Consider the following 17,792-nt stretch of genomic DNA (forward strand, 5'->3'; position numbering starts at 1 on the left):
GCGCACCTTCAACCTCGTCTGAACCGAAGCCCCCGCCGTGCGGGTCCCGTCGCTCCCAGGGTCAACAGAGCGAAGGGGCCCGCACGTCGGCGTGTGTGGCGCAACCGCTCCGAATCGGGGGAAACGCCCCGCTAGACTCGGTTTCCGTGACCGATGCACGCGAACGACTGATCGACTTCATCACGAAGGACGCCGTCTTCCACGGCGACTTCACGCTCACGAGCGGTAAGAAGGCCACCTACTACGTCGACATGCGACGGGTCAGCCTCGACCACCGCGTCGCCCCGCTCATCGGCCAGGTCATGCTCGACCTCATCGCCGACGTCCCCGACGTCGCCGCCGTCGGCGGGCTCACGATGGGCGCCGACCCGATCGCGTCCGCGATCCTGCACCAGGGCGTCGCCGCCGGCCGCTCATACGACGCCTTCGTCGTGCGCAAGCAGCCGAAGGACCACGGACGGGGTCGCCAGGTCGAAGGGCCCGAGCTCGCGGGCAAGCGCGTCATCGTGGTCGAGGACACGTCGACCACCGGCGGTTCCCCGCTCGCGGCGATCGAGGCGCTGCGCGCCGTCGGGGCCGAGATCGCCGGTGTCGCCGTCGTGGTCGACCGCAACACGGGTGCGCGCGAGGTCATCGAGGACGCCGGTTACCGGTACCTGGCCGCCATCGACCTGAACGACCTCGGACTCAGCTAGATGTCGGACGGCACGGGCGGGCGCTTTCCCTCGGACGGCGATGAAGCCGACGAGGGCCTGCGTCGCGGGCGCCGACAGGAACCGGACCCCGAGACCGAGGGCATCGAGATCGTCGACGACGGTGCCGACTGGCTCGCGTCGCAACTCGCGGCCTTGCCGCCGGACACGACCGAACTGCCGATCGTAGCCGCGCAGGAGGACGCCGAGTCGCAGCGCGCCGAATCGCAGAGCGCCGAGTCGGTCGACGCCGCGGCGGGAGACACCGATTCGACCGAGGTGCCGGCCGAAGCGTCTGTGGACGACAGCGAGGGTTCCTCCGCACCGCGCGGCTCCGATGCAGCCGTGCCGCCGACGCTCGTGACCCCGGCCGTGTCGGAGCCGTCCTCGTCGGCCGTGTCGGAGCCCATGGTTGAGCCCCCGCTCACCCACCCCCGCGCGTCCGAGCCACCCGTCGGACCGGTGTCGCCACGCGGTCGTCGAGAGGCGGACGCGCCGCCGCCCGTTCGCGAGGAACCCTCGCCGGCCGAGCAGGCGGCCGAGTGGCCGGGCTTCGGGGCCGAGCCGGACGGCGCGGCGACCGCTTCCCGAGCCGACGACGGCGACGATGTCGACGACCGTCGCGCCGATGGCTCGGCCGTCGACGAGTCACCGCCCGACCTCGCGCCGCGCTCGGCGCGGCCGGCTCATCCCAACGCGATCGTGATCCCGGGGCTGCCGCCGCGTCCCCCGCTTCCCACTCCAGCCATGCCCGCCGAGCCGAGCAGCGCCCGCGGATCAGACGACGACCCGATCGAGGCGTCGGAACACGTCGGATCGAACGACGGCGAGCGGCCCGAGCTCGAGCCCTCCGAGCGGATCGAGCCGTCCGACGTCGAGCCGTCCGAGCGGATCGAGGTTCCGACGCGGGTCGAGGAGCCCGTGCCGTTCGCGCCGTCCGAGGGGATCGACGACCTCGACGAATCGGACGCGACGACCTCGCACGGTGCGCGGCCCTCCGACACGAACGGCGTCCCGAGCACTCCGGATCCTGCACAGCGCCCGGTCGGCGCCGCCTCGACCGACGCCGCGGAGACGGGCGACATCGCCTTCGGTGCGTTCACGTGGTCCCTCGTCGCGAACGACGAGCCGGACCCGAAACTCGAGCGCGAGCGGCTCGCTGCCGAGGCCGCCCGCCGCGCCGCCGCCGACGCCGACCGTGCGGAGACCGAGCGCGCCTCGGCGAGCCGCGCCGCGACCACGCCGACGCCGACGGATGAGGCTCCACGGAAGGTGCCGGAAGCCGTCGACACCGACGGCATCGGCTGGCTCGCGACGACCGCCGTTCCGGGGATCCCGCCGAAGCCTCCGCTCCCGGACGCACCGGCGGCGGCCCCCGACCCCGGCACCGGGCCGGACGGTGCATTCCCCGCTACCGTCGCGATGGGTACGACTCCGGACGTCGGGGCGGGGGACTCGAAGACCCCGGCCGCCGGAACTCCGTTGCAGGAAGCGACCCGCGACGAATCGGGGCCCACGTCGGCCGCCGCCGCGTCGAGCGCTCCGGCGAGCACTCCGTCCTCCGCCGAAGCCGACCGGCCCGCGTGGTCGCGGCCCGACCTCGACGACCGCTTCCCGGCGACAGCGGCGATGGACGCCCTTCCGGCCGACGAGGATCCCGACGACCCCGACGACGAGGTCGAGGGGGCGGATCGAGCGTCCCTCGGCACGACGGGGCTCCCGGTCTCCGCGGCCCGTGCGGCAGCGGGCAGCGTCGAACACGTCCCCGTGTCGTCGGCTGGCGCGGCGGGCGGAGCGACCACCGTCTTCCCGGACGGCGCCGTCTCCGATCTCGACGAGGACCGTCCACGCGGAGGGACCGCGTCGAGACGCGCTCCCTCCGACCCCGCCGATCGCACGCGACTGCTGGGCCTCGTGGGCGCCGGCGTCGTCATCGTGCTCGCTCTCGTCGCGCTCTTCTACCTCGGCACTCGCCTGCCCCTCATCCTCGGCGGATCTCCCGCGGCCGAGGCGAGTGCGACGCCGACGCCGACGCCGACGCCCACCCCGACGCCCGAGGCGCCCGCGACGGGACCGCTCGCGGCCGGAACCTACGCGTGGGACGAGCTCCGCGGCGGCGAGTGCCTCGAGCCGTACGAGTCGCCGTGGGCGGAGGAGTTCACCGTCGTCGATTGCGCTGAGCCCCACGCCGCCCAGCTCGTGTTCACGGCGCCGTACACCGATGACCCGGCCCTGCCGTTCCCGGGGGAGGACGTCATCGCGAGCGAGATCGGTCTGTTGTGCAGTGCGCCCGGCGTCGTCGACTTCGGCGCGGCTGCCCCGTTCACGGACCTCCAGGTGCAGGGCGCGTATCCCGTGAGCGGCGAACAGTGGGCGGCGGGAGATCGCGACTACTTCTGCTTCGCGAGCCGCTCCTCCGGTGAGCCCCTCACGGCCTCGGTGGCCACCGCCCACTGACCTCCCCCTCCTGAACACTTCGTGCGCGAACGAGAACTCGCGCACGAAGGACGTGTTCAGGTATCAGAGGGTGTCCGTCTCGATGGGGCCGTCGATGAGGAGCTCGTGCACGCCCGACAGGATCTCGTCCGGGCGGAACGGGTACTTGCGGATCTCCGCCTCGTCACTGATCCCCGTCATCACGAGGATCGTGTGGAGGCCAGCCTCGATGCCCGCGACGATGTCGGTGTCCATGCGGTCGCCGATCATCGCGGTGTTCTCGGAGTGGGCACCGATGCGGTTGAGGGCCGAGCGGAACATCATCGGGTTCGGCTTCCCGACGACGTAGGGCTCACGCCCTGTGGCCTTCGAGATGAGCGCGGCGATCGCGCCCGTCGCGGGAAGGACACCCTCGGCGCTCGGACCCGTGGCGTCGGGGTTCGTGACGATGAACCGGGACCCGTCGCGGATGAGGCGGATCGCCTTCGTGATCGCGTCGAACGAGTAGTTGCGCGTCTCCCCGACCACGACGTAGTCCGGTGCGGTCTCCGTCATGATGAACCCGACCTCGTGCAGCGCTGTCGTGAGACCCGCCTCGCCGATGACGAAGGCGGAACCGCCCGGCACCTGGCTCGCGCAGAAGTCGGCCGTCGCGAGTGCGGAGGTCCAGAGGGACTCCTCGGGCACGATGAGCCCGGAGGCGCGCAGCCGGGCGCTCAGGTCGCGCGGAGTGAAGATCGAGTTGTTCGTGAGGACGAGGAACGGGTTCCCGAGATCGGTCCACTGTTGCAGCAGCGCGCTCGCTCCGGGGAGGGCGTGGTTCTCGTGGACGAGCACGCCGTCCATGTCGGTGAGCCAGCACTCGATCTCGCTGCGGTTCGACATCGATCCTCCTGGGGGTCGTCGGGTCGGGTCGTTCCCAGTGTATGACCGGCGGTCGTCGTCGAACGGGCGGCGACGGCGGCGTTACCAGCCGGGCTTGCCCGCACAGGCCGTTCCGAGAAGGGCGACTCCGGACTGCTGGTCCGAGAACGCCGCGTGCGTCGCCTTCGCGTCGCCGGCGAGCGCAGCCTCCTCCATACGGTCGAGGTTCGCCTCGGCGCCGCGGACCCAGGCGATGTAGGCGGGGTCGTCGATCCCCTCGGTACCGAGGTGCACGACGGAGCGGAGGTGGGACAGGAGCGGGATGATGCGGCTGAGCTTCGAGGGTGCTCCGAGCGATTCGATGACCGCCTGGGTCAGCTCGAGCACCGTCTGGCGCACCTGTTCGCAGCGGTCGGCGAGAACGTCGGTCATGGCCCCTCCGTCGGTCGATGATGTCCGACTCCGAGCCTAGCTGCACCGGGTGACGCGTCCCCGTAGAATCGGGCGTCGGGGCCGCGGAGTCCCGATCGCCGAGGGAAGCAGGGTCATGGCCGCGTACGATCCGGAGTTCAGACGTCGCCCGGAGCAGTTCGTCCGGGGTCGGTCGTGGCCGAGGACCCTCGTGATCCTCGCTTTCGCGCTCGCGTGCGTCATCGCCCTCGTCTACACGCTCGTCAATTTCGCGGTGCTCCAATCGAACGCCGCGGACGCCAGCGGCTCTGCCCGATACGTGGCGGGTCAGCGGATCGGACTCATCGCCGCGCCGATCGTCCTGCCGCTCTTCGCGATCGGCTTCGTGTTCGCCGCCGTGCGCTTCGGCCGCGTGTGGTCGCTCGCGGGAACGGGAACTCGGCTCCGTCGCCGCCACTACCGCAGCATGTCGGGCGGCCGCGCCCTCTTCGATGACCTGCTCGCTCGGCTCCGCACGGGCGATCCGTCGAGGTTCACTCCGCTCCCGCCGCAGCCGTCGCACGCCGACGTCGAGATCGAGTTCTGGACCGCCGCGGACGACAGGCTCGGCTTCGCGACCCTCACCCTCCACGAGGGGCAGGGCGGGAAGACGCTCAGCTACTCGGAGCCCGTCCCGTTCACGGGTGCCTCGTACGACGCTCTCTCCGCAGCGCTCACCGCCGGTCTCGATACGAAGGCGTCGCCGCCCGGAGGTCGCGGCCCGGCTGCCCCGGGGCCGAGATCTCCCGCCGCTCCGTCCGGCCCCGCCGGTCCTGCATCGTGACGGGCGCACCGGTCCCCGCCGAGCTGCAGCACTGGGCGGCGGCCTTCGATCGGGGCCACCACTACGACGCCGTCTACGACAGGGCCTCCGCGGCTCGGTACCTCGCGCGCAATCGCGCGACGGCGACCGTGCTCGTCGTGATCGGCGTCGTGAGTCTCCTCCTCTGCCTCGTCCTCGTGATCTTCGGCGGCGGCTTCACGCGACTGCTCATCGTGCTCGGGCTCTTCGGTCTCGTCGCGATGCTCGTGACCCTGCCGACCATCGTGAGCGTCGGGAAGCGGCTGCGGCGCCTCGACGCTGGCCAGGGCGTGTTCGCACGTGTCTCGCGGGACGGCGTCTCCTTCGGCCTCGTCGAGCGGATCGCCTGGAGCGAGGTGCTCGCGGTCATCGTCTTCGACGACAGCGCGCGACTGCGGCGCACTCTCGGCATCCCCGTGCTCGGGTGGGGCGCGCGGATGTCGATGAAGGCCGGCAACGGTGCGCGAGGGCTCTCGCTCGCTCTGCACGACGGATCGGCCGTACGAGCGCGCATCCGCGAGGAGCGCGAGCGGGGCTTCGTGCGGTTGTGGGGTCCGAAGACCGATCCGGCGCGGAAGGGCGACGTATCGCTCATCCTCGACCCGCTGCTCGACGAGGCATCGATGCGTGCGTTGACTGAGGCCGTCGTCACGGCGGCGATCCTGAACGGGGTACCCGTGATCACGCCCCGGTCGAGCGCCGAGTACGTCAAGACGCTCGGGCGACTCCTCGATCCGAAGTGGCCGGCCGGGCTCTGACGATCACCTGACGCGGACGGCGGTCGGTCCCCCCGTGCGAACTCACGCGGTGGGACGGATGAACTTCTCCGGTGGCGTGCGCGTCCCCGCGAGGAACGCGGCGAGTCCGGCGTCGAAGTCCATCGCGGATCCGACGAAGAGCACGCTCTCGTCCGGCGCCACGTAGATCTTGCCGCCGCCGCGGGCCGCGTGCACGACGCACACCCCCGCTTCGCCCTCGAGCGGGATGGTGCGCAGCTCGGCGTCGGGCGCGAGCTGCGTGAAGTAGCGGGCGGCGACGGCGGAGAGCCGCGACGTCGTGGTCTCGTCGGTCACAGTGGCACCTGTCTGTTTCGAGTGGTCGTCGACGTTCGAATGATCGTCAGGGGAGGGGGCCGGCGAACTGCGTGATGAGGAGCACGTGTTCCCGGAACTTCACGACCTGGAGGGCGTCGGCCGTTTCGGGCCCGCCGAGGACGAGCAGGGGCGTGAACCCGAAGCACTCGTCGCGTGCGGGGACGCCGAGCCGCTCCACCGCTTCCGGGTAGGGCGCCCAGTCGAGGTGACGGGAGTCCTCCCGCCCGGTGGTCGTGCCGATGATCTTGAACAGCCATTCGGGCCGGTTGGTCACGGTGCTCACACGGCCGTGCCGGTACTTGAGGATCTGGATGTGCCCATCCTTCACTACTCCGATATCGCCGAGAGCCGTCGTGAAGAGAGGGATCGAGTCCCCGAACCGCTCCGTCGTCTCGGCCACGAGATCGAGCAGGGAGGCGGGGTCGACGAGGCGGACGAATCCGCTCGCCGTCGTCGCGAGACCGTGCTCCCGCCACACCGACAGGAGGGCGTCGGGGATCGCTCCCGCGTACCGATCGATCGTCGCCGGGTCCACTGCGGGGCCGGGCACGAGTGCCTTGGGGTCGTCCATGTGCATCCTCACGAGGCGATCGTCAGCCGGATATTGAGCAGGGTGTTCGAGAGCTCCTGCGGAGTCATACCCTCGGAGGCGGCCCGCACGGCGGCCTCGAGGGTCGCGATGCGGTACTTCCACTGGGCGCCGATCGACGAGTTTACGCGAAGGTCTCCGAGACCCGTGATCCTGTCGGCGAAGCCTCCCGCCACCTGATCGGGCGAGTGGAGCGCCGCTTGCGTCGCCGCCCAGACGTTCGCCTCGCGGTCCGCCCGGTCGTACGCCTCCTCGAAGTCCAGGCCGGAAGCCATGAGTTCGTCCGTGCGCGCCGCCGTCCAGTCGGAGATGGCGATGTCGCGGGCCTCCTGCTGGAGGGCGGCTGCAGCGGGATCGCGGCCCGTTTCGCCGTTCTCCGCCCGCTCGAGGTAGGCCTCCCTGTTGGCGAGGAACTCGGCGATGGACAACTCGTTGAGTCCGGTCTCCTGCAGGTCGAGTTGACGCTCGAACTCGACGCGGTCGTGGTCGATGTTGGGGGTGAACTCGACGGAGTACTCGGGGATCCGAGGGCGCGGATCGGCGGCGTCGGGCGCCGCGCCCCGTGACGCCGGGGACTCGCCGTCGCGAGCAATCGCGTCGGCGACGTCGGGCGTCGACGGGTCCGAGTCGGGTGTGGCGGGCGCCGACGAGCCGTCGGCCGGGATCGAGCCGCCCGAGGACGACGCGTCACCGCTCTGCACGTCGGTGTCCGGTGTCTTCGGATCGGCGACGTCCTCCGGTCGGATGGAGGCGTCCCACACGGTCGCGTTCGGCTCGTTCGGCGGCCAGGGCGACCGCGTGCCCGTCTGCGCGTCGATCGACCAGACCGTCGTGCCGTCGAAGTAGGCGTTGAACCAGTGGCCGTCGCCCGTCGAGCGGTCGATCCCGACGACGCAGTGGGACCCGGCGCCCATGCCGCGGAGGGAGTCCGCGATCTGGTCCGGCGTCATCGGCGTCTGCGGGTTACCGGTGAGGGCTTCCATCTCCGGGACCGTGAGCGTGCCGGTCGGGGCCTCACGCGACGGGTTCCCGTTGAGGAAGTCGTTCAGGATGCTCGACGTGTTGCCGCAGTTGGTCGCGTAGCCGTTGGTCGGGTCGAACGGGTCGAAGTTCGGGTTGATCGCCGCGAGGGCCGCGTCGATCTCCGCCGTGGTCCGGTCGGTCGTGTTGGTGCCCGTGTCGGGCTGCGCGGGGTCGGGTGTGTCGGCCTCGAGGGTGTCGGCGTCGGGGGTGTCGGCGTCGGGAGTGTCGGCGTCGGGGGTTTCGGCGTCGGGGGTTTCGGCGTCGGGCGAGTTCGCCTCCGGGGTGCCTGCGGCAGCGGGGGCCGACGACGAGCCGGGTGCCGACGCGGAGGTCGAGGAGGACGGAGCGGTCGGTGCCTTCCCTCCGCTCGCTCCCGCGTGCAGTCCGACGACGCCGACCGCTCCGGCGGCGATCGCGCCGGCCGCCATCGCGTCGTCCGCGTCGATCGTGTCCGGGTCGTCGGTGGCGTCCGCCTCAAGGGTCGAGGCGTCGGGCGACGACGCGTCCGGAGTGTCCGTCGCAGCGGCAGCATCGGCCGCGGCCGCGTCGGCGGCGACGGCAGCTTCGAAGGCGCTCGAGTCGGCGTCCGGAGTGCTCGTCGTGGCCGAGGACGGTGCCTGGGAGGCGGCCGCGGCGCCGACACCGACCGGAGCGGATCCCGCGGGCGTTCCGTCCGCCGGGGTCGAGCCGTCCGGAGTCGAGGCGTCGGTGGTCGACGGTGATCCGGTGGCGGGGCTCGACATGTCGGGAACCGACGGTGCGCCCGCATCAGGGGTCGAGGCGTCCGGGGTCGACGGCGACCCCGCGTCGGGCACGGGCGGGGCGGAGCTGTCCGGGGTCGTCGGCGTGCTCGCGTCGGGTGTGACGTCCGGGGTGGAGGGGGCGCTCGTGTCCGGGGTCGTCGGCGTGCTCGCGTCGGGCGTGACGTCCGGGGTGGAGGGGGGGTGGAGGGGGCGCTCGTGTCCGGGGTCGTCGGCGTGCTCGAGTCCGGAACGGACGGAACGCTCGACTCGGGCGTCGCCGGCGATCCGCCGCCACCGGGGGCCGGTGCATCGGGCACGGAGACGTCGGGGACGCTCGCGCCGCCGCCGGAGGGCGACGACGTGTCGCCGCCGGCACCCGTCGGGGCGTCGCCGGACGGGATGTCCACCGAGGTCGATGCGTCGACGGGAGTCGAGGCGTCGGCGGCGCCGTCGACCACGGGGGCGTCGGGAGCATCGGTGTTCGTGCCGCCGCCCGTTACGGGAGCGGGGCTCGACGGCGCTGCGCCACCCGTGGTGGGGGCTGTCGGCGCCTCGACGCTCGGCGCGCTCGGCGCATCGACCGACGAGGGCGTGCTCGGCGCGTCGGGCGAGCCGGCGGAGGGCACGTCGACACCCGGGGAGGTCGTGTTCGCGCCGCCGCCGCTGCCCGTCGACGGGGCATTGGGACGCGTTCCGCCGCCGGTGGGGCGGGCGGCCCCTCCGATGAGCGAGCCCATCACGCCGGAGGCGATCGGGTCGAAGGTCGACATGTCGCCCTGGACCGCGGCCTGGACGACACCGTCGGTGAGCCCGTCGATCGCTCCCTCGCCGACACCGACGGCGGCGTTCGACGCGACACGGGAGACGCCCGTGCGGGCGTTGATGCGCAGGACGTGGGCGCCACCGTCGCCGAAGCGCCCGGCGATGCCACCACCCGCGAACGAGCCGAGACCGACCGCCAACAGGCTCTGCGCGTGCTCGGGTCCGCGGATCTGGTTGACGGCCGCCTGGACCGTGACGGTCGCGACGGCGCTCTGCGTGCCCTCCGCGAGGGCACGCAGCAGCAGCTTCGCCGCAAGCGCGTTCATGCGTGTGAGAGCGACGAGCTTCTGCACGAGCTGGGCGATCTTGATCACCCAGCGCATGACGGTCGTCGCGATCTTCGCGACGACCGCGGGAGCGGCGAGGCCGCCGGTCGCGACGGAGAGCAGCGCGCCGAGGCCGAGGTCGAGCGCGATCTCGGCGGCCATCTGGCCGAGGAACCAGCCGATCTCCTCCCACATCGCCTCGACCGCCTGCTTCTGCTTCGTGCAGAAGTCGCTCAGACTGTCGGGACCGTCGGCGGCCTTCGCGATGTCGCGGAGCTTCTGGACGACGAGGTCACGCGAGGTGCGAATGTCGTTCGCCTGAGGGATGTCCATCGACGCGAGGTTCGTGAGCGTTCCGTCGAGCTCGTTCGCGGCGCTCGTGATCGAGGTGCCGAAGGACGACCAGGCCGATGCCGCATCGCCGAGCTTCCCCGTGTCGGCGTCCGGGAGGACGACGCCGATCTGCGCGAGGGCGTCCATGACGAACTCCCCGAACTCGCCGAGCGGCGTCGTGGGGCCGGGCGCCTTCGCGCTCGGAACGGAGTAGGTCTCGGCGGACCCCGGCGTGCTCGACGGCGACCGCGCGGGGACGGCGACGAGCGTTCCCACGGTTCCGGCGTCCGTGTAGGCGTTCGCCGTGTCCTGGAGGAGCGTGTCGAGCCGGCGGAGCGTCTGGGCGTACGAGCCGGCAGCGTTGAGGGTGTTGGTGGCGCCGTCGCCGTACCCGTCGATGAACTCCTGCGCGGCGTCCTCGTTGCCGGCCATGCCGCCGGTGCTCGCGAGGGCGGACTGGGCGGCGCGCGCTGCGGATTCGAGCTGTGTCGCGACGCGGTAGAGGTCGTCGCCGTCGAGGGCGAGGCGCGACGGGGTCACACGGACGAACACGGACACGGTGTCTCCCTAGGCCAGGCTCGCGCGGGTGTCGGCCCACGCGGTGTCGAGGCTCTCGACGGTCGTCGAGTAAGCGGTGTGGACGGCTTTCGCGAGCTCGTGCAGGCCGTCGGCGCCGTCACGCAGACTTTGGGCCCCGACGGACCAGGCCTCGAAGCTCGCGAGGAACGTCGTCATCGCGGGTCCCTGCCAATCGGCGGGAAGCATGTAGGCGAAGCCGCCAGCACCCTGCCGGAGGGCCTCGCAGTAGGTGACGAGCGTCTCCATCTGGGTGACGAGCTGCTCGAGGGAGGCCAGATCGACCTGCTGCTCAGACATCGGCGGCCTCGCTCGTCTCGGCGCCGTCGCTCGTGGCGTCGGCGTTCTTCTGTTCTCCCTTGTCGTTCGACTGGCGGGCGGCGATCGAGCCGCCCGTGACGAACGACGCGTAGCCGGAGGACTGCAGCTCGGCGTCCGCCTCGGCCTCCTCGCGCTCCTCGACGCCCTGGCGGTTCGCGGCCACGCGCTGGGCCATCGCCGCCGAGCCGTTCGCCGCCGAGACCGTCGACTGACGCCGGTTCGCGAAACCGCCGGAGAGGCCGACCTCCGTGGAGATGTAGCCCGATTCCGCCATCCGCAGTTGCGAGGAGAGTCCCGTGAGAGCGGCGCGCACCATGAGCGCTCCGTCCTGCCACTGACCCCAGAGCTCGACGAACTTGTCGGCGTCCTCACCCTGCCAGGTGCTCCCCGCGACGCTCGACACCGTTGCGCTCGCCTCGGCGAGGTTGCTGTCGAAGGTCGCGACGACGGTGTCCAGGAGAGTGGACACCTCGCCGAGCGAATTCGCGCGGACGCGGTACTGCACCATGGCGGATCCTCAGATCGAGAGACGGAATCGGTGGGTGTCGAGGGCGCGGTTGCGCGCCGGGAGGGGACGCGGGAATCCCGCCGCCACGACCAGCGCGAGGTGACGGCGGGACCCGCCGATCAGCCTCGGAAGAGACCGGAGATCGACTGCTCCGAGTCCTCGTAGGTGAGAGAGGCCTGGTTGAGCAGTTCGCTGATGCCCTGGAGCGACTCCTTGAGCTGCAGTGCGGACTGGTCCCACTGGCTGTAGAGCTCGTTGAAGCTCTGCGACGCCGTTCCCGACCAGTCGCCGCCGACGAGACCGTCGACGAGTCCCTTCAGATTCTGGAGCTGCGACTCGATCGACTGCGAGCCGGATGACAACTGGCTCGCGACGCCGGCGAGCGATTCTGATGTGACCTTGATGTCGGCCATGACGATCCTCCTCGTGTTCGAATGACGACGGAGAACCCGACGGTCGTGATGCGCGGGCGACCTGCTGGTCCCCCTGCGCCGCCGATCCGGCATCTCCAACTGGGTCGAGCCTAAAGTGGCCCTCCGACGGCAACAAGGTGGAGAGGTACCCATGCCTCGCATTGGGGGGCGTCCGGGAGGTGGCACGTTCGGTCGCTCCGCTCGCGGGCTCGGCACCGGCAGCGGGGCGCATCGCCTTCATGGCGTGGCTCGCGCGGCCACCGCCGCGAACAGTCCCATGAATGCGGGGTCGCTCGCGCGGCCGAGGGCGCCATCGGCGTCTCGCTCGATGAGGGCGCCGACCATGTCCGACACGGCGTCGTGGTGGCGGTCCACATCGGCCCGCCATTGTGGATCGATGGGACCCGAGAGATGGCGGAGCGTGTCCATCTGGGTCCGCAGGATCGACCCCGCGACCGCGGTGAGGATCCCGGCCGGTGGTATCGACACGATCGTGGCGAATACCTCGAGGCTCGACCGGACGAACGTCTGGAGGTCACCGTCGCGTGCTGCCGTCAGTGCTGTCACTCGCTGACGGAGGGACATCGCGCCGGCCGCGGTCATTCCGTCGACCGCGTCGGCGAAGACGAGCGGGCGAAGGGCTTCGAGCACCCGCGCCGTCTGGGGATACAACGGCCCGTCGATGTTCAGCGGGTGAAGGGACCGAACGAGGTCGGACAGCGCCGAGCTCTCCCCGGCGAAGACGCCACCCCCCGGCCCGGTGCGCACGGAGATCTCGCCGGTCGACTGCAACAAGCGCAACGCCTCGTGCAGTGTGCCGATCGACACCCCGTAGGCCTCGCGTAGTTCCTGACGGCTGCCCAGACGTGCTCGAGGCCCTGCTTCCCGGGCTCGCTCGGCTATTCGTTCCGCGATCGTCTCGGCGCGTGGCACCGACTCCGACCGCGGTCTGCGTGTGGGGGGCATGTTCTCTCCGTCTGCCGGGGTCTCTGTAAATCTACGCGGACTCACGATCGAAGATTATTCATGAATAATAGACACGTCAGTTCAACCCGTTGCTGCGGCGCGGCCTCAGCAACGGTCCCGAGATCCAGAAGGAAGTGAGGATGGCATGTCGGCCACATCGACGGAAGAGACGAGCCGTTCGCCCCGACCGCGATCGAGAACGAAGAAGGTGTGGATGGCCATCGGTGCCGTCGTCGTCGTGATCATGCTTGCCGCAGTCGTGACATTCGGCGTCGTCAAGCACTCCGTCGACACCTACAGGGATCCATGGATTCAGAAGGTCGCGGACGCCGGCTACGAGGAGAAGACCGCGCGGGTGAACGATGTGAACTTCAGCTACGTCGAGGGCCCGGACAACGGACCGCCGCTGATGCTCCTGCATGCGCAGCTCATGGACTGGTTCGACTACAGCCGCGTCATGCCGGAGCTCGCCGAGAGCTACCACGTCTTCGTGGTCGACTATCAGGGCCACGGCGAGACGACCTACCCGGACGACTACGCGATGACCGCCGATCAGATCGGCACCGACCTCGGCGCGTTCATGGATCAGGAGATCGGGGAGCCGGCTTTCGTGAGCGGCAACTCGTCCGGCGGTCTTCTCACGACCTGGCTCGCGGCCAACCGCCCCGACGCCGTCCGGGCGGTCGCGCTCGAGGACCCGCCGCTCTTCTCGTCCGAGTACCCGGAGATCCAGAACACCGTCGCGATCAAGGCCTTCAAGAGCAGTTACGACGTCGCCATGAGTGACGCCGGCAACGAGGACTTCCTCATGTACTGGCTCGAGTACAACTCCGCGTTCTTCGACAAGAACGTCTTCCCCGGCTCGACCGCGGTGATCACGTACTTCGTCACCTCCTATCGTGAGGCGAACCCCGGCGAGCCCGTCGAGCTCAGCTTCATCTCGGATGACACGGTGCGCCTGCTGATGAGAGGGCTCGAGGAGTACGACCCCCGCTTCGGCGCAGCGTTCTACGACGGAACCTGGAACGAGGCATTCGATCATGCCGAGGCGTTGCAGGCGATTACCGCGCCGACGCTGCTCATCCACGCCAACTTCTCGACCACCGACGACGGGCTCCTCGACGGAGCGATGGATCAGGAGGAGGCCGACAAGGCCATGTCATTGCTCGTGGACGGGACGTATGCGCGGGTTGATTCGGAACACGTCGTCCATCTCGATCAGCCTGACCAGTACGTCGGTCTCCTCAACGACTTCTTCCTCGACGGTGTGAAGTGAGCGCTACGAGCCTGATCCGTCAATGAGGTTGCAGAATCCTCGCGACGAGGCTGCTTCAGCCCACGGGCCAGCCGCTCATAACCCGATGACGTCGAAGTAGTAGTCGGCGCCCATCCAGACGCGATCGCCGACGGCGAGCGGGAACGCCCGGTTCGTCACGAGGGGTGTTGTGCTGTCTCCGCGTTCCACCTCGGTGCCGTTGGCGGAGCCGAGGTCGACGACGGCGAGGGTGCCGTCGGCCGGCTCGATCCGGATGTGCGCCCGGGACACCGAGCGCGAGGGGTCGTCGATCTGCACTCCCGCGATGCGCGCGTCGGTCGCCACGACGCCGGGGTTCCGGCCCACGATCGCGGGTGCGATGATGGCGATGGTGGAGCCCGTGCTGAGTTTCACGTGCACGGAGGACGGGCCGGGCGGTGTCGGGGCCGGGCGAGGCGCGGGGCTCGGTGTCGGGGCGGGGGACGGGACAGCCGGAGCGGGGGCGGGAGTCGGCGTCGATCGCGACGGGGGAGCGGGCGGGTCCGCCGGAGCCGCCTCGTCCGGTGCGGGGGCGCCGAAGGTCCCGGGGAGCGGAACTCGGCCGATCCGCCGCTTCTTCTTCTCGGAAGCCGGAGCGGGTGCGGCGGTGGTGGGAGCGGGCGCGGCGCCGGCGACGTGAGCGCCGAAGGGAGGCGGCACGGAGGCGACGAGCTGGCCGCAGTTCGCACAGAACATGCTGTTCGGACGCAGCTCCTCGTCGCAGAACTGGCAGCGCGCGGACATGTGATCTTCCCCCGGTCGATGGTGCTCGCGATCTCGGCGAGACCGAGTCTAGACGGCCGGACGACCACCCCCCTCCGCGTGGGGACGTTCCCCGTGCGGGGGTGGGGCCCTCATAGACTCGATGAGTGACGACCCTTCCCGCTGCCCCGCTCTGGGCCGGGCGGACGCTCGCCGTTGTGGGTGTCGTCCTCGCGGCGGCCAATCTGCGCACGGCGGTCGCCGCTCTCTCTCCGATCGTCGCCCAGATCGGCGACGACATCCCGCTCGACTCGATCGGTCTCGGACTTCTCGGGACTCTGCCGCCGTTGTGCTTCGCCGTCTTCGGCCTGCTGGCACCCGTCCTCCAAGCCCGCGTGCGGCTCGAGACACTGCTCGTGGTCCCGCTCGTGCTCGTCGTGCTCGGGCACTTCGTGCGGGCCGCAGCTCCATCGTTCCCGATGCTCGCGATCGGCAGTGCTCTCGCGTTCGCGGGCATGGGAGTTGCGAACGTCGCCCTGCCGCCGGTCGTGAAGAAGTACTTCCCGGACCGCATCGGGCTCATGACGTCGCTCTACGCGACCGTGCTCTCGCTCATGACCTTCGTCCCCCCGCTCATCGCGGTCCCGGTCGCCGACGCGGCGGGGTGGCGGGTGTCGCTCGGGCTCTGGTCGGTCTTCGCGATCGCCGCCGTCGTTCCGTGGGTCGGACTCCTGCTGCGCGAGCGCCGTGGGCGCGAGCGCGCCGCGCCCACCGACGACACCGCGTCGATCGCCATCGTGCCCCCGACGGTCGCGGGGAGGACGTGGCGCTCGCCGCTCGCGTGGGGCATGGCGGTGCTCTTCGGGACCACATCGCTCAACGTCTACGCGCTGTTCGCGTGGCTCCCGCAACTCCTCATCGAGGATGCCGGCGTGACGCCGGCTGAGGCCGGTTCCCTGCTCTCGCTGTATGCGGCCGTCGGCCTGCCCGCGTCGATCATCGTGCCCATGCTCGCGGTGCGGTTGCGGACCGTGTGGCCGCTCCTCGGCGCCGGCCTCGTGTTCTACGTCTCCGGGTATCTCGGGCTTCTGCTGCTCCCACACACGCTCACGTGGTTGTGGGTCGCGCTCGCGGGGGCAGGGCCGCTGCTCTTCCCCCTCACACTCGTGCTCATCAATCTGAGGACGCGCTCGGGCGCGGGATCCGTGGCCCTCAGCGGCTTCACGCAGGGCATCGGCTACGTCGTGGGCGCGATCGGACCGCTCCTCTTCGGCGTCCTGCACGAGGTGACGGGCGGCTGGACGGCGCCGCTCGTCTTCCTCCTCGTGACGGTCTGCTCGATCCTCGTGACGGGGAGCATCGTCGCGCGCCCCCGGAGCCTCGAGGACGACTGGGCCCGTTCCGCCCGCTGACGAGCGACCGGGTCAGCCGGCGTGCACCATGACGTGCTCGCCGCTCGGGAGCAGGTCCTCCTTGCGGCCACGGATGAAGACGACGGCGACGACCGCGGCGACGAGCAGGCCGACCGCGGCCGCGACGAACGCCGCCGAGTAGCCGTCGACGAGCGCGGCGGGCGATGAGGCTCCCGTCGCGTGTCCCGATGCCGCGGCGTAGATCGTCGTGAAGATCGAGAGGCCGAGGGAGCCGCCGATCTGCATCGTCGCGTTGGCCGTGGCGCTCGCGGCTCCCGCGTCGTGCGGCGCGACGCCCGTGAGCGCGAGGTTCTGGAGCGGCACGAAGAGCATCCCCATACCGGCGCCGAGAACGACGAGCCCGGGCAGGACCTCCGTGAGGTACGCGCCGTCCGGCGTGATCCGGCTGAGGAGCAGGAGGCCGACTGCGCCGACGAGCGGACCGGCGATCATGAGCGGGCGCGGTCCGATGGCGGGGAGCAGTTTCGTCGCGATGGGAGCGACGACCGCGATCGCTACCGTGAGCGGCAGGGACGCGAGGCCCGCGAGGAGCGGCGAGAATCCGAGCACGATCTGCAAATGGAACGTGAGGTAGAGGGTGCCGCCGATCATGACGCTCCCGGCGACCGCCTGCATGAGGAACGCGCCGCCGCGGACGCGGTGCAGGATGACGCGGAGCGGCAGCAGCGGCTGCGCGACGCGCGACTCGATCCACACGAAAAGAGCGAGGAGGAGGACACCGGCGACGATGAATCCGATCGTGTCGAGGCGCGCCCAGCCGTTCTCGGCGAGGGTGAAGCCGTAGACGAGGCTCGCGAGGCCTGCGGCGACGGTCAGGGTGCCGGCGATGTCGTAGCGGTTGTCGCCCTCTGCGCGGCTCTCGCGTAGCAGGAGGGCGCCGGCGACGACGGTCACGATAACGATAGGCACGTTGACCCAGAGGCACCAGCGCCAATCGGCGAACTCGGTGAGGACCCCGCCGAGCACGAGACCGACGGCCGCTCCCGCACCGGCGACCGACCCGAAGACGGCGAAGGCGGTGTTGCGGTCGCGTCCGCTCGGGAAGGTCACGGTGAGGAGCGCGAGGGCCGCGGGCGCCATGAGCGCGGCGAAGATTCCCTGCAGTCCGCGTGCGGCGATGAGGTCGACGGCGCCGCCGGCGAAGCCGCCCCATGCGGATGCGAGGCCGAAGCCGATCATGCCGACGAGGTAGGTGCGCTTGCGGCCGGCGTAGTCGGCGATGCGACCGCCGAGCAGCAGGAGCGCGCCGAACGCGAGCGCGTAGGCCGTGACGACCCACTGCCGCTCGGTGTCGGTCAGGCCGAGGCTCACTTGCGCTTGCGGGAGAGCGACGTTCACGATCGTGCCGTCGAGAACGACGACGAGCTGGGTGAGGGAGAGGCTGACGAGGACCCACCAGCGGTGGCTGGTGGTCGTCGCTACAGGCAGCGTGGACATTGGGGACCTTTCGATCGGGACTGGAGGG

At 70.7% G+C, this 17,792-nt stretch carries 19 protein-coding genes; 8 read left to right on the plus strand and 11 right to left on the minus strand.

Annotated features, from left to right (window positions below; all coding sequences use genetic code 11):
- Nucleotides 1-146: 146 nt before the first annotated feature.
- Together pyrE and ELQ90_RS04000 are read left to right on the plus strand one after the other, a co-directional pair.
- On the plus strand, nucleotides 147-695 hold the full coding sequence (gene pyrE, locus ELQ90_RS03995) for an orotate phosphoribosyltransferase (RefSeq protein ID WP_128493936.1): 549 nt from the start codon (nucleotides 147-149) through the stop codon (nucleotides 693-695).
- Complete coding sequence (locus ELQ90_RS04000; protein WP_128493937.1) at nucleotides 696-3,149, plus strand: hypothetical protein; 2,454 nt, start codon at nucleotides 696-698, stop codon at nucleotides 3,147-3,149.
- Nucleotides 3,150-3,212: 63 nt separating this feature from the next.
- Here ELQ90_RS04000 and ELQ90_RS04005 read toward each other — a convergent pair whose 3' ends face one another.
- Together ELQ90_RS04005 and ELQ90_RS04010 are read right to left on the minus strand one after the other, a co-directional pair.
- A complete protein-coding gene (locus ELQ90_RS04005; RefSeq protein WP_128493938.1) occupies nucleotides 3,213-4,013 on the minus strand; it encodes an HAD-IIA family hydrolase in 801 nt (266 codons plus the stop codon).
- 81 nt (nucleotides 4,014-4,094) lie between these two features.
- Nucleotides 4,095-4,424: a hypothetical protein gene (locus tag ELQ90_RS04010; protein WP_128493939.1), complete on the minus strand. Its 330-nt coding sequence runs from the start codon at nucleotides 4,422-4,424 to the stop codon at nucleotides 4,095-4,097.
- A gap of 115 nt (nucleotides 4,425-4,539) precedes the next feature.
- Here ELQ90_RS04010 and ELQ90_RS04015 point away from each other — a divergent pair, with 115 nt between their 5' ends.
- Together ELQ90_RS04015 and ELQ90_RS04020 are read left to right on the plus strand one after the other, a co-directional pair.
- Entirely contained in the window at nucleotides 4,540-5,226 is a 687-nt protein-coding gene (locus ELQ90_RS04015) for a hypothetical protein (protein WP_128493940.1), read from the plus strand.
- A complete protein-coding gene (locus ELQ90_RS04020; RefSeq protein WP_128493941.1) occupies nucleotides 5,223-6,002 on the plus strand; it encodes a hypothetical protein in 780 nt (259 codons plus the stop codon). The genes ELQ90_RS04015 and ELQ90_RS04020 overlap by 4 nt, the downstream gene beginning before the upstream one ends.
- Nucleotides 6,003-6,044: 42 nt before the next feature.
- Here ELQ90_RS04020 and ELQ90_RS04025 read toward each other — a convergent pair whose 3' ends face one another.
- From ELQ90_RS04025 to ELQ90_RS04035, 3 genes are read right to left on the minus strand one after another with little or no spacing between them, the layout of a single operon-like run.
- Entirely contained in the window at nucleotides 6,045-6,317 is a 273-nt protein-coding gene (locus tag ELQ90_RS04025; RefSeq protein WP_128493942.1) for a hypothetical protein, read from the minus strand.
- A gap of 46 nt (nucleotides 6,318-6,363) precedes the next feature.
- The gene (locus ELQ90_RS04030) at nucleotides 6,364-6,909 is read right to left on the minus strand and encodes a T6SS immunity protein Tdi1 domain-containing protein (protein ID WP_166408815.1); all 546 of its coding nucleotides are present in this window, start codon (nucleotides 6,907-6,909) and stop codon (nucleotides 6,364-6,366) included.
- Between the two features lie 8 nt (nucleotides 6,910-6,917).
- Entirely contained in the window at nucleotides 6,918-8,693 is a 1,776-nt protein-coding gene (locus ELQ90_RS04035) for a polymorphic toxin type 15 domain-containing protein (protein WP_128493944.1), read from the minus strand.
- 216 nt (nucleotides 8,694-8,909) lie between these two features.
- Here ELQ90_RS04035 and ELQ90_RS04040 point away from each other — a divergent pair, with 216 nt between their 5' ends.
- A complete protein-coding gene (locus ELQ90_RS04040; protein ID WP_128493945.1) occupies nucleotides 8,910-10,103 on the plus strand; it encodes a hypothetical protein in 1,194 nt (397 codons plus the stop codon).
- A 3-nt stretch (nucleotides 10,104-10,106) separates the two neighbouring features.
- The gene (locus ELQ90_RS04045; protein WP_128493946.1) at nucleotides 10,107-10,328 is read left to right on the plus strand and encodes a hypothetical protein; all 222 of its coding nucleotides are present in this window, start codon (nucleotides 10,107-10,109) and stop codon (nucleotides 10,326-10,328) included.
- 353 nt (nucleotides 10,329-10,681) lie between these two features.
- Here ELQ90_RS04045 and ELQ90_RS04050 read toward each other — a convergent pair whose 3' ends face one another.
- From ELQ90_RS04050 to ELQ90_RS04065, 4 genes are all read right to left on the minus strand, one after another.
- On the minus strand, nucleotides 10,682-10,990 hold the full coding sequence (locus ELQ90_RS04050) for a hypothetical protein (protein WP_128493947.1): 309 nt from the start codon (nucleotides 10,988-10,990) through the stop codon (nucleotides 10,682-10,684).
- Complete coding sequence (locus ELQ90_RS04055; RefSeq protein WP_128493948.1) at nucleotides 10,983-11,519, minus strand: WXG100 family type VII secretion target; 537 nt, start codon at nucleotides 11,517-11,519, stop codon at nucleotides 10,983-10,985. Before ELQ90_RS04055 ends, ELQ90_RS04050 begins: the two co-directional genes overlap by 8 nt.
- A 119-nt stretch (nucleotides 11,520-11,638) precedes the next feature.
- Nucleotides 11,639-11,932, minus strand: a complete 294-nt coding sequence (locus ELQ90_RS16535) for a WXG100 family type VII secretion target (RefSeq protein ID WP_166408817.1) — start codon at nucleotides 11,930-11,932, stop codon at nucleotides 11,639-11,641.
- Nucleotides 11,933-12,169: 237 nt separating this feature from the next.
- Nucleotides 12,170-12,760: an FCD domain-containing protein gene (locus tag ELQ90_RS04065; RefSeq protein ID WP_341810209.1), complete on the minus strand. Its 591-nt coding sequence runs from the start codon at nucleotides 12,758-12,760 to the stop codon at nucleotides 12,170-12,172.
- Between the two features lie 352 nt (nucleotides 12,761-13,112).
- Here ELQ90_RS04065 and ELQ90_RS04070 point away from each other — a divergent pair, with 352 nt between their 5' ends.
- Nucleotides 13,113-14,174, plus strand: coding sequence for an alpha/beta fold hydrolase (locus ELQ90_RS04070; RefSeq protein ID WP_208004218.1), 1,062 nt, complete (start codon nucleotides 13,113-13,115; stop codon nucleotides 14,172-14,174).
- 75 nt (nucleotides 14,175-14,249) lie between these two features.
- On the opposite strand, the gene ELQ90_RS04075 is transcribed toward ELQ90_RS04070, so the two are convergent.
- A complete protein-coding gene (locus tag ELQ90_RS04075; RefSeq protein ID WP_128493952.1) occupies nucleotides 14,250-14,936 on the minus strand; it encodes an FHA domain-containing protein in 687 nt (228 codons plus the stop codon).
- Between the two features lie 125 nt (nucleotides 14,937-15,061).
- On the opposite strand from ELQ90_RS04075, the gene ELQ90_RS04080 reads away from it, so the two are divergent.
- Nucleotides 15,062-16,306, plus strand: a complete 1,245-nt coding sequence (locus tag ELQ90_RS04080; protein ID WP_128493953.1) for an MFS transporter — start codon at nucleotides 15,062-15,064, stop codon at nucleotides 16,304-16,306.
- A gap of 12 nt (nucleotides 16,307-16,318) precedes the next feature.
- Here ELQ90_RS04080 and ELQ90_RS04085 read toward each other — a convergent pair whose 3' ends face one another.
- Nucleotides 16,319-17,764, minus strand: coding sequence for an MFS transporter (locus ELQ90_RS04085; RefSeq protein WP_128493954.1), 1,446 nt, complete (start codon nucleotides 17,762-17,764; stop codon nucleotides 16,319-16,321).
- Nucleotides 17,765-17,792: the final 28 nt, after the last annotated feature.

It is taken from the genome of Labedella phragmitis (genome assembly GCF_004078635.1).
Classification (GTDB): Bacteria; Actinomycetota; Actinomycetes; order Actinomycetales; family Microbacteriaceae; genus Labedella; species Labedella phragmitis.

Excerpts from the sequence above, each read along its gene's own strand:
- ELQ90_RS04000 (WP_128493937.1), top strand. The coding sequence starts at position 696 with ATGTCGGACGGCACGGGCGGGCGCTTTCCCTCGGACGGCGATGAAGCC.
- ELQ90_RS04005 (WP_128493938.1), bottom strand. The coding sequence starts at position 4,013 with ATGTCGAACCGCAGCGAGATCGAGTGCTGGCTCACCGACATGGACGGC.
- ELQ90_RS04010 (WP_128493939.1), bottom strand. The coding sequence starts at position 4,424 with ATGACCGACGTTCTCGCCGACCGCTGCGAACAGGTGCGCCAGACGGTG.
- ELQ90_RS04015 (WP_128493940.1), top strand. The coding sequence starts at position 4,540 with ATGGCCGCGTACGATCCGGAGTTCAGACGTCGCCCGGAGCAGTTCGTC.
- ELQ90_RS04030 (WP_166408815.1), bottom strand. The coding sequence starts at position 6,909 with ATGGACGACCCCAAGGCACTCGTGCCCGGCCCCGCAGTGGACCCGGCG.
- ELQ90_RS04035 (WP_128493944.1), bottom strand. The coding sequence starts at position 8,693 with ATGTCGAGCCCCGCCACCGGATCACCGTCGACCACCGACGCCTCGACT.
- ELQ90_RS04045 (WP_128493946.1), top strand. The coding sequence starts at position 10,107 with ATGTCCATCGACGCGAGGTTCGTGAGCGTTCCGTCGAGCTCGTTCGCG.
- ELQ90_RS04050 (WP_128493947.1), bottom strand. The coding sequence starts at position 10,990 with ATGTCTGAGCAGCAGGTCGATCTGGCCTCCCTCGAGCAGCTCGTCACC.
- ELQ90_RS04055 (WP_128493948.1), bottom strand. The coding sequence starts at position 11,519 with ATGGTGCAGTACCGCGTCCGCGCGAATTCGCTCGGCGAGGTGTCCACT.
- ELQ90_RS16535 (WP_166408817.1), bottom strand. The coding sequence starts at position 11,932 with ATGGCCGACATCAAGGTCACATCAGAATCGCTCGCCGGCGTCGCGAGC.
- ELQ90_RS04070 (WP_208004218.1), top strand. The coding sequence starts at position 13,113 with ATGGCCATCGGTGCCGTCGTCGTCGTGATCATGCTTGCCGCAGTCGTG.
- ELQ90_RS04075 (WP_128493952.1), bottom strand. The coding sequence starts at position 14,936 with ATGTCCGCGCGCTGCCAGTTCTGCGACGAGGAGCTGCGTCCGAACAGC.
- ELQ90_RS04085 (WP_128493954.1), bottom strand. The coding sequence starts at position 17,764 with ATGTCCACGCTGCCTGTAGCGACGACCACCAGCCACCGCTGGTGGGTC.